The sequence below is a fragment of the Pseudomonas sp. SAR267 genome, from assembly GCF_052077595.1.
In the GTDB taxonomy this organism is placed as follows: domain Bacteria; phylum Pseudomonadota; class Gammaproteobacteria; order Pseudomonadales; family Pseudomonadaceae; genus Aquipseudomonas; species Aquipseudomonas vlassakiae.
Genome location: NZ_JBQIHU010000001.1, coordinates 2464759 through 2473951, shown reverse-complemented (window position 1 = coordinate 2473951; position 9193 = coordinate 2464759). Strand labels below are relative to the sequence as shown.

Sequence of the window (9193 nt, the reverse complement as noted above, 5' to 3'; positions counted from 1 at the left end):
GCGCAGTGCAATGGGCGGTAACCGGTTATCGACCGCACAGTGCCCGCAGGCTGAGCACGGCCGGGATGCCCAGGCCCAGCCAGGCCAGGGCATCCCACGCGCCGTCACCGAGCAAGGCGGCGAACAGGCCGGCGGCGCCGAGCACGGCAATGCTGGCCGGCCAGGCGAAGACGCGCCGGGTGGCTTGCGACCTGTGGCTCATGCGCGCGTCTCCCGGGTCTTGCGCTGCTTGCCCCACCACAGGTACAGGCCGCTGCCGAGCACGATGAGGGTTAGCACATCGAGCACTGCCCAGAGGATCTGCATCGGTCGACCGCCGTAGTCGCCAAAGTGCAGCGGCTGCGACAACCCCATGGCGTCCATGTACCAGGGCCGCTCACCGACCGCCGTCACCTCGAGGGTGCGGGCGTCGATCAGCACCGGCGTGAAGAGGTGTGAGCTCAGGTGCGTGGCGCCATTCATGAACACTGCGTAATGGTGTTCGCTGGAGAAGCGCGTGCCGGGGAAGGCAATGAAGTCGGGGCGCATACCGGGTGCGGCCTGTTCGGCAATGTTCAGCAGGCGGGTGGCAGGTGCGCGATCAGTGAGTGTCGGGGCATCACGATAGGGTGCGACCATCGCGGCCAGGCTGTCGTTGCGCCAGGCAGCAATGACCAGGTCGGACAGGGCGCTGATCACGCCGGTCACGCCGACGGTGAGCGCCCAGGCCAGGGTGACCACGCCAATCAGGTTGTGCAGGTCGAGCCAGCGCAGGCGGCGGGACTTGTCGTGGCGCACGGTGGCGAAATCGAGACGGCGCATGAACGGCGCGTAGAGCACGGTGCCGGAGACGATCGCGACGACGAAAAGCACACCCATGAACGCCAGCAGCAGCTTGCCGGGGAGCCCGGCGAACATGTCCACGTGCAGGCGCAGCATGAGCATCATGAAGCCACCGTTGGCGGCGGGCATGGCCACGGCTTCGCCGGTGCGGGCGTCGAGCATGAAGGTGTGCGACGAGTTGGGTTCGGTGCCGGCAGTTGCGGCGGTGATCGCGAGTACGCCGTCGGGTTCGTCCTCGTCGAAGCCGAAGTACTGCACGACCTCGCCGGGGCGGTGCTGTTCGGCTTTGACGACCAGCTGTTGCAGGTCCAGATGCGGGGTGCCTGCCGGCATCTCGCGCAGTTGCGCAGCATCGCCGAGCAGTTGTTCGAGTTCGTGGTGGAAGATCAGCGGCAGGCCGGTGAGCGACAGCAACATCAGGAACAGGGTGCAGACCAGGCTGCTCCAGGTATGGATCACCGACCAGCGGCGGATGGTTGGGCTTTTCATCACGGTACCGATTTCTGTCTGTTGGACCGTGGGGCTGCTGCGCAGCCCTTTCGCGACACAAGGCCGCTCCCACAAGGAATAGATGATTTCCTGTGGGAGCGGCCTTGTGTCGCGAAAGGGGCGCAAAGCGCCCCCAGCTCACTCAGAACTTGTAGGAAGCACTGGCCACGACGCTGCGCTCGTCGCCGTAGTAGCAGTAGAAGCTGTCGCAGGTAGAGATGTAGTCCTTGTTGAACAGGTTGGTGGCGTTGACCGCCACCGACGCGCCCTTGAGGCTGGTGCTCAGGCGACCGAGGTCGTAGTGCACGGAGGCGTCGAACACGGTGTAGGCGTTGGCCTTGCCCAGGTAGGTGTTGGCCTGGTCGCCGTAGGTGTTGCCGGTGTAGCGCGCACCGCCGCCGATACCGAAGCCATCGAGCACGCCGCTGTGCCAGGTGTAGTCGGCCCACAGCGAGGCTTGCTGGTTGGGCATCAGCTGCAGGCGGTTGCCCTGGTACTGGCCATCCTGCACTTGCGACTTGGCCAGGGTGTAGGCGGCGGTCAGCTTGAGGTTTTCGGTGACATCGGAAACCGCTTCCAGCTCCAGGCCGTGGACTTTGACTTCGCCGGTCTGGCTAGTGATGGTTACCCCGCCGACGTTGTCGGTTACCGAGACGTTTTTCTGCGTCAGGTCATACACGGCTGCCGAGAGCAGGGTGCTGGAACCCGGTGGCTGGTACTTGACGCCCAGCTCCCATTGCTTGCCTTCGGTCGGTTTGAACGACTCGGAAGCGGACACTGCAGCGTTGCTGGACGGCTGGAACGACTCGGCATACGACAGGTACGGCACGAAGCCCGAGTCGAACACGTAGCTGATCGCCGCGTTGCCGCTGAATTTCTTGTCGCGCTGGGTGTTGGTGGCATCGCCTTTGTTGAGGAACTTGGTGCTGGTGTGCACCCAGTCTTCGCGACCGCCCAACGTCAGGCGCCAGTTGCCAAGGGCCATCTGGTCCTGGATGTAGACGCCGGTCTGATAGGTTTTCTGGTCGTAGTCGTAGAACGCCGTGGAGCGGTCCGGGCGAGTGATTGGCACTCCATAGACCGGGTTGTTTACGTTGCTGTCCGGCACGGAGCCGAAGATCGATAAGTAGTTGGTATTGACGCGCTGGTGGTCCAGGCCCAGCAGCAGGGTGTGGGTCACGTCGCCGGTGGCGAAGTCGGCCTGGAAGTTGTTGTCCACTGCAAACTGGCTGATGTCTTCATCGGTGTTGGTGGACATGCGGCTGACAGTACCATCGTCCTGCACCGGTGGTGTGGTCGGGTTATAGCTGCCGGGCGTGATGGTCTGGAACGCCAGGTCGGTCTTGGTGTAGCGCAGGTTCTGACGGAACTGCCAGACATCGTTGATGCGATGCTCGAAGGCGTAGCCCAGCGCGTAATAGGTACGGTCGTAGAACTCGTAGTCCGGGTCACCGAGGTTCTTGTGGTGGGAGACCTTGCCGAACGGCATATCGATTTTGGTGCCCTGGATCGGCCGGAACTGGCTGGTGGCGCCGGTATCGTCGCGGGTGAACTGGGTCAGCAGTGTCAGCGAAGTGTCTTCGTCGATGTTCCAGGTCAAGCTCGGGGCAATGTTGTAGCGCTTGTCGTCGATATGGTCGATCTGCGTGCCGCCATCGCGAACAACACCACTTACGCCGTAAAGGAATCGGCCCTCGTCATCAACCTTGCCGGTGCTGGCAAAGTTGATCTGGCGGTGGTTGTCGCTGCCGTACTGAAGTTCGATCTCGTGAGCGCTTTCAGCCTGGGGGCGGCGGCTGACCATGTCCAGCAGGCCGCCGGGCGGGGTCTGGCCATACAGCGAGGAAGCCGGGCCACGCAACAGCGCCAGGCGGTCGAGATTCCAGGTTTCGGCTTTCGGGTTGGCGTACACGCCGCGTGGCAGCGGCAGGCCGTCAAGGAACTGGGTTGGTTCGAAGCCGCGCACCCGCATCCAGTCGTAACGGGTGTCGCTGCCGAAGCTGGCGGAGACGATGCCCGGCATGTATTTCACGGCATCGTCGAGGCTGTGCACGCCACGGTCATTCATCTGCTGACGGGTGGCCACGGAGATCGACCGCGGCACTTCGACCAGCGCGGTGTCGGTCTTGGTTCCCGCTGCAGTGCGCTTGGCCAGGTAACCGTCGACCGGGCCCCAGGCGCTCTCGGACGCGCTGGCGGCATTCACGGTGGTCTCCGGCAGGGCCAGGGCGCCATCCGGCACGGCGACCAGGCTGTAGCTGCCCACGCTGCTTTGCTGCAATTGCAGGCCGGTGCCCTGCAGTGCGGCTTGCAGGGCGCCGAGGCCATTGTATTGGCCGTTGACCGGGGCCGAGGTCCGGCCGCTGACCAGCGCCGGGTCTATGGCCAGGGCGATGCCCGACTGGCTGGCGATCTGGTTCAGCGTAGTGGCCAGCGGCGCAGCGGGCAGGTTGTAGGCGCGTGGTGCCGACTGCTCGGCGGCGAACAGGGCGGTGCTGGACAAGGGCGCGGCAACGGCGATGGCCAGGGCCATCAGGCTGGGGCGCAGGATACGATCAACGGCACGGGACATGCAGCGGTTCCTCGACGGATAAGTGCTTACTGCTTCCTTGCCGAGCGAGATTGCGCAAGTGACAGGGGGAATCGGAAAAAAAGTGAGAATTATTTGAATCTGGCTTTCGCCTGCACTAACCCTTTCGCGGGCTCGCCCCACAGCGGGATCACAGTTTTCGAAGCTGTGATATCCCTGTGGGAGCGGGCGAGCCCGCGAAGGGATGGAAATTCATCTACTTGGGAACGACGGTCACCCACCACGGCGTATGCCGCTCGATCTTCACCGGCAGCGCCGGCACCAGCGAAGCCAGGGCCAGGTCGGTGTTGGTCAGCGGGAAGCTGCCGGTCACGCGCAGGTCGGCCACTTCATCGGCCACGCCCAGGTGACCGCTGCGGTAGCGGCCCAGCTGTTTCAGCAGGTCGGCCAGGCGCATGTTGTCGACCACCAGCATGCCGCGGGTCCAGGCATCGGCCCCGGCTGGCACCGGGCCTATCTGGCCGAGGCCGTTGGTGTTCATCAGTACTTGCTGGCCTTCGTGCAGGACCAGTTCGTCGCCGCTGTTGTGCGGCATGGCGGCTACTGACGACTGCAAGACTTCAAGGCGCGTGCCGTGGTCTTCGCGGCGCACCTGGAAGCGCGTGCCCAGCGGGCGCAGGCGGCCATCGTCGGTACGTACCAGTAACGGCCGAGGATCGTCGTGGCCGGTTTCCACCGAAATTTCGCCTTGGTGCAGCACGAGCACGCGCTGGTCGCCGTCGTAGTCGATATCCACGGCGGTGTGGCTATTGAGGCTCAGCAACGTGCCGTCGGTCAGGCGCAGGGTCCGCAGTTCACCGGTGGCGGTGCGCTGATCAGCGAGCCAGTAACTGGGTGCCAGCGACGGTGTGCCGACGCCGGCCAGCAGGGCACCTAGCAGGAACAGACCGGCCAGCCCCCCGCCGGCCTTGCCTATCCGGCGGCGCAGGCTGGCGCGCGATTGCAGCAGGGCCTGGCGAGCCGGGCCGGCAGCGGCGCTGACGCGCTGGTCGAGAGCGCCGAGCTGGCGCCAGGCACGGGCATGTTCTTCGCTGGCGGCATGCCAGCGGATGAACTCGTTGCGCTGGTCAGGCGTGCCGCTGCCATCGTCCAGGCTCATTTTCCAGGCGATGGCGGCCTCCAGCACGCGCGACGAAACCGGTGTGTTGTTCACCTGGGTTCCCCATACAGGGCCACGTAGCACTGGCGCATGCCCTGGGCGATGTACTGGCGCACGCGCGACACCGAAACGCCCAGGCGTTCGGCGATTTCGGCGTGGCCCATGCCATCCAGGCGGTTGTGCAGGAAGGCTGCACGGGCCTTGCTCGACAACTTGCCGAGCAGGCGGTCGATGGCCTTGAGGTCTTCGAGGATCAGCTGCTGGGTTTCCGGGGACGGCTGTTGTGCTTCGGGCATCGACGCAAGCTCCGCGAGGTAGGCCTGCTCCAGCGCCGCACGGCGGAAGTGGTCGAACATCAGGCCCTTGGCCACGGCGGCAAGGAAAGCGCGCGGTTCACGCGGGGTGTCCAGCTGGTCGCGGCCGAGCAGGCGCACGAAAGTGTCCTGGCTCAGGTCTTCGGCGCGCTGGCGGCAGGCCATGTTGCGCTCCAGCCAGGCAAGCAGCCAGCCGCGATGGTCGCGGTACAGCGAGCCGACCAGTTCTGCGTGTGGGCTGTGGGCAGCAGACATGCAGCGTCCCCCGGAACGAATGCATTAACTAACGATAATTATTCGCGATTGTTACAGAGGCGGGGGGTGGGGTGCAATGGACGCTTATCGGATTGCCATCATTCCAGTCATGTTGCCTGTGCCGCCCTTTCGACGGGTAAACCCGCTCCCACAGGGGATCGCATAGGTCTGAAACTGATGCGATCCCTGTGGGAGCGGGTTTACCCCCGAAAGGGCCGGCAAAGCCACTGCATGATCAAAGACCGTGATGATGCGCTTTGCGCCGGCGCCAGCTGGCCAGCCGCTGCTCCAACTGCAACGGGCTGTCGAGCTGCTGGCGGCGGGCCTGGCTGAACAGGATCAGCGCCAGCTCCGCCGTGACCTGCGCATCGGCGCTGGCATGGTGACGCTCATCCACCTGCAGGCCGAAGCGCGCCACCCAGTCGTCCAGCCCGGCTTCGCGCAATACGGTGTCGGGGTTGAGCATCGGCGCCAGTTCCGCAACGTCGAGGAAAGGCAATTGCAAGCGATAACCGAGGCTTTCTTTCAAGGCCCTGGCAAGCATGCGCTGGTCGAACGGCGCATGGAACGCCAGCACCGGGCTGTCGCCCACGAACTCGAGCAGGTCGAGCAATGCCTCGGCCGGGTCGCAACCAGCCGCCAGGGCGCTCGGCCCGAGGCCGTGGATCAGCACGCTGGCGTTGGTTTTCTGCTCAGGGCGGTGCAGGGTGCGTTCGAATTGCTGGGCGAAATCGATGGCCCCGTCTTCGATGGCCACCGCGCCGATCGACAGCACAAGGTCGCGATGGGGGTTCAGGCCGCTGGTTTCCAGGTCAAGCACGACCCAGCGCTGCTCGCGCAACGAGCACACCCCCAACGGCCGTGCCTTGGGCAGCCGGGCCAAGCGCTGGCGCAAGGCGTCGTCCAACAGTGGGGCCGCGGGGCGCAGCCAGGCGAACAGGCTCACAACTGATACCGCAGCGCCAGGCTGCTCTGCAGGCGCTGGGCCTGGCGCAGGGATTCGCGCAGGATGCGCCGGTCCAGATGGTTGAGGCTGTCTGGATCGAGGCGGTTGGAGTAGGGCAGGTTGTCGCGGGTCTGGCGCTGGTGCTGCTGCATGCGGGTTTGCTGGATGAAGTGGTAGGCCTCTTCATAAGCTGCGCCGTCGAGCGCTTCGATGACCCCTTTGTCGACCAGCTGACGCAGGCGCTCGAGGGTGTTGCAAGCACCAATGCCATTGGCCAGGGCCAGCAGACGGGCACCGTCGACGAAGGGGGTCAGGCCCTGGACCTTGAGGTCGAGGGTGGCGGCCTTGTCGTTGCCCTGGCGGGTCAGCACGAATTCGCGCAGGCGGCCCACTGGTGGACGCTGGCGCAGCGCGTTTTCGGCAAGCATGCGCTGGAAGATGCGGTTGTCCGCCACCTGCTCGAGCAGCTGCCGACGCAGCTGTTCACAGCCCTGTTCATCGCCCCAGACCACGCGCAGGTCGAAGTAGATGCTCGAACCCAGCAGGTTCTCTGGGCTGGCTTCGCGCACAAAACCGGCAAAGCGCCGCGCCCACTGGGCACGTGACAGGCACAACTCGGGGTTGCCGGCCATGACGTTGCCCTTGCACAGGGTGAAACCGCACTGGGCCAGGCACTGGTTGATGTACTGCGCCAAGGGCAGCAAGCGTGCTCGAATGGTTTCGGCTTGGGCGTCGTCGGCGGCCTCGAAGAGGATGCCATTGTCCTGGTCGGTATGCAGGGTCTGCTCGCGGCGCCCTTCGCTGCCGAAGCACAGCCAGCTGAACGGCACGCCGGGGTCGCCGCGTTCGGCTATGGCCAGCTCGATCACCCGGCATACCGTGTGGTCGTTGAGCAGCGTGATGATCTGGGTGATCTGGGTCGAGGAGGCGCCATGAGCGAGCATGCGCTCTACCAGTTGGCCGATCTCACCGCGCATTTGTACCAGTGAATCAAGGCGTGGCGCGTGGCGGATGGTACGCGCCAGGTGTACCAGGTCGACCCGTTGCAACGAAAACAGGTCACGCTCGGAAACCACGCCACACAGCCGCTGGTTATCCACAAGGCAGACATGGGCGATGTGCCGTTCGGTCATCGCCATGGCGGCATCGAAGGCGCTGGCCTGGGGGCTGAGGTAAAAGGGCCTCGCTGTCATGTGCTGTTCGATCGGTGCCGCGAGCTCGGCATCGGCGGCGGCCACCACCTGGCGCAAGTCGCGAAGGGTGAAGATGCCGATCGGGTAGCGCTGCGGGTCGACCACGACGATGCTGCCCACCTGCTGTTCGTGCATCAGCCGCACCGCCTCGCGCAGCGGTGTATCCGGCGCGCAGACCACCGGGTGTCGCATGGCCAGTTCGCCCAGCGGGGTATTCAACGAGTACTGGGTGCCGAGGGTTTCCACCGCACGTTGGCGTACTTGCTGGTTGACTTGGTCGAGCAGGCTGCTGACACCGCGCAGTGCAAAGTCTCGAAACACGTCCGACATCGAGAACACGCGGATGAACGCGGCCTTGTTCAACTGCAGGCAGAAGGTGTCTTCACCCGCCAGGTGTTCGGTGCGCGTGGCACGCTCGCCAAGCAGCGCCGCCAGCGGGAAGCATTCGCCGCCAGTGATCTCGAAGGTGGTTTCCACCCCGGGCTTGACCAGGTGCTGGCGCTCGCCGACCACACGGCCTTGCTTGACGATGTAAAAGTGCTCGACGGGGCCATCCGTGGGTTTGATGATGCTTTCGCCGCTGGCATAGAAGCGCAACTGGCATTGTTCCACCAGAAAGGCCAGGTGGCTCTGCTCCATCTGGTTGAACGGCGGGAAACGCTGCAGGAACTGCAGGGTGCCCTGGATGTTCTGCAGTACTGCCGTTCTACCCGCCTGACTGTAGACGTCCTTTTTGCTCATGACACTGACCGTATCGCTACGCCGAACTATATATATCTATATATAGGTGCCGGCCTTGTTGTTCTCGGCCCCCATGGTCGGCTGGCAGCGGGGTGGTGCCCATTGGACGTAAGTCTAGTGAAGCATGACTGTCAAAGCGCCGACGAAAGGTGAGCCGATTTACTTAGCTTTCGTGGTCATAACCCTTGAGCGGGATTTTTTTGACGAGATGAACATGGCTGAGCATGACGACATCCTGAGTGACGCCGAACGCGAGGCCCTGGCCGTGCTCAGTGCGCCCATTGCGCACAGCCCGGTGGTGTTGATCGTCGATGACGACCCGGTCAACAGCGATGCGCTGAAGTGGTACCTGAAAAGCTGGGGTATCGAATGCATGACCGCTGACGGCGTTGAGGAAGCGATGTTCAAGCTGCATTACGAGCCGCGCATTGCGCTGTTGATCACCGATCTGCGGATGCAGCCCTGCAATGGCCTGGACCTGATACGGCAGATCCGCGAATCGGAACGGGCAGCATTGTCGATCATCGTGGTGTCGGGCGACACCGATGTGGAGGAGGCGGTGGACGTGATGCACCTGGGGGTGGTGGATTTTCTGCTGAAGCCGGTGGATCTGGAGAAACTGCTGGGGTTGGTGAAGAAAGAACTGAAGATCGAGTAGTGCAGGGCTGGGGCTGCTTTGCAGCCCTTTCCGACCGGTCCGGCGCCCCGGCAAGGCCGCTCCTACAGGGAAACGCGATTCCTTGT

The 9193-nt window shown here is 64.1% G+C and carries 8 protein-coding genes; 1 reads left to right on the top strand and 7 read right to left on the bottom strand.

The window, feature by feature from the left end; genetic code table 11:
- Nucleotides 1-25: 25 nt before the first annotated feature.
- The 7 genes from ACTORR_RS11920 to ACTORR_RS11890 all read right to left on the bottom strand — a co-directional run bounded on the left by ACTORR_RS11920 (nt 26) and on the right by ACTORR_RS11890 (nt 8449).
- Nucleotides 26-202, bottom strand: a complete 177-nt coding sequence (locus tag ACTORR_RS11920; protein WP_177332403.1) for a hypothetical protein — start codon at nt 200-202, stop codon at nt 26-28.
- Nucleotides 199-1311, bottom strand: coding sequence for a PepSY-associated TM helix domain-containing protein (locus ACTORR_RS11915; RefSeq protein WP_054886008.1), 1113 nt, complete (start codon nt 1309-1311; stop codon nt 199-201). Before ACTORR_RS11915 ends, ACTORR_RS11920 begins: the two co-directional genes overlap by 4 nt.
- A gap of 142 nt (nt 1312-1453) precedes the next feature.
- Nucleotides 1454-3883 carry a TonB-dependent siderophore receptor gene (locus tag ACTORR_RS11910; protein WP_054886007.1) on the bottom strand — a complete coding sequence of 810 codons (2430 nt, stop codon included), beginning with the start codon at nt 3881-3883 and terminating at the stop codon, nt 1454-1456.
- Nucleotides 3884-4097: 214 nt separating this feature from the next.
- Nucleotides 4098-5054 (bottom strand): FecR domain-containing protein, encoded by a 957-nt coding sequence (locus ACTORR_RS11905; protein WP_262109046.1) that lies wholly within the window; start codon nt 5052-5054, stop codon nt 4098-4100.
- Entirely contained in the window at nt 5051-5569 is a 519-nt protein-coding gene (locus tag ACTORR_RS11900; RefSeq protein ID WP_286935088.1) for an RNA polymerase sigma factor, read from the bottom strand. Before ACTORR_RS11900 ends, ACTORR_RS11905 begins: the two co-directional genes overlap by 4 nt.
- 235 nt (nt 5570-5804) lie before the next feature.
- Nucleotides 5805-6515 (bottom strand): 3'-5' exonuclease, encoded by a 711-nt coding sequence (locus tag ACTORR_RS11895; protein WP_176506799.1) that lies wholly within the window; start codon nt 6513-6515, stop codon nt 5805-5807.
- Nucleotides 6512-8449 carry a putative nucleotidyltransferase substrate binding domain-containing protein gene (locus ACTORR_RS11890; RefSeq protein WP_099813751.1) on the bottom strand — a complete coding sequence of 646 codons (1938 nt, stop codon included), beginning with the start codon at nt 8447-8449 and terminating at the stop codon, nt 6512-6514. Before ACTORR_RS11890 ends, ACTORR_RS11895 begins: the two co-directional genes overlap by 4 nt.
- A gap of 214 nt (nt 8450-8663) precedes the next feature.
- Between ACTORR_RS11890 and ACTORR_RS11885 the strand changes: the two genes are divergently transcribed.
- A complete protein-coding gene (locus ACTORR_RS11885; protein WP_054886046.1) occupies nt 8664-9107 on the top strand; it encodes a response regulator in 444 nt (147 codons plus the stop codon).
- Nucleotides 9108-9193: the final 86 nt, after the last annotated feature.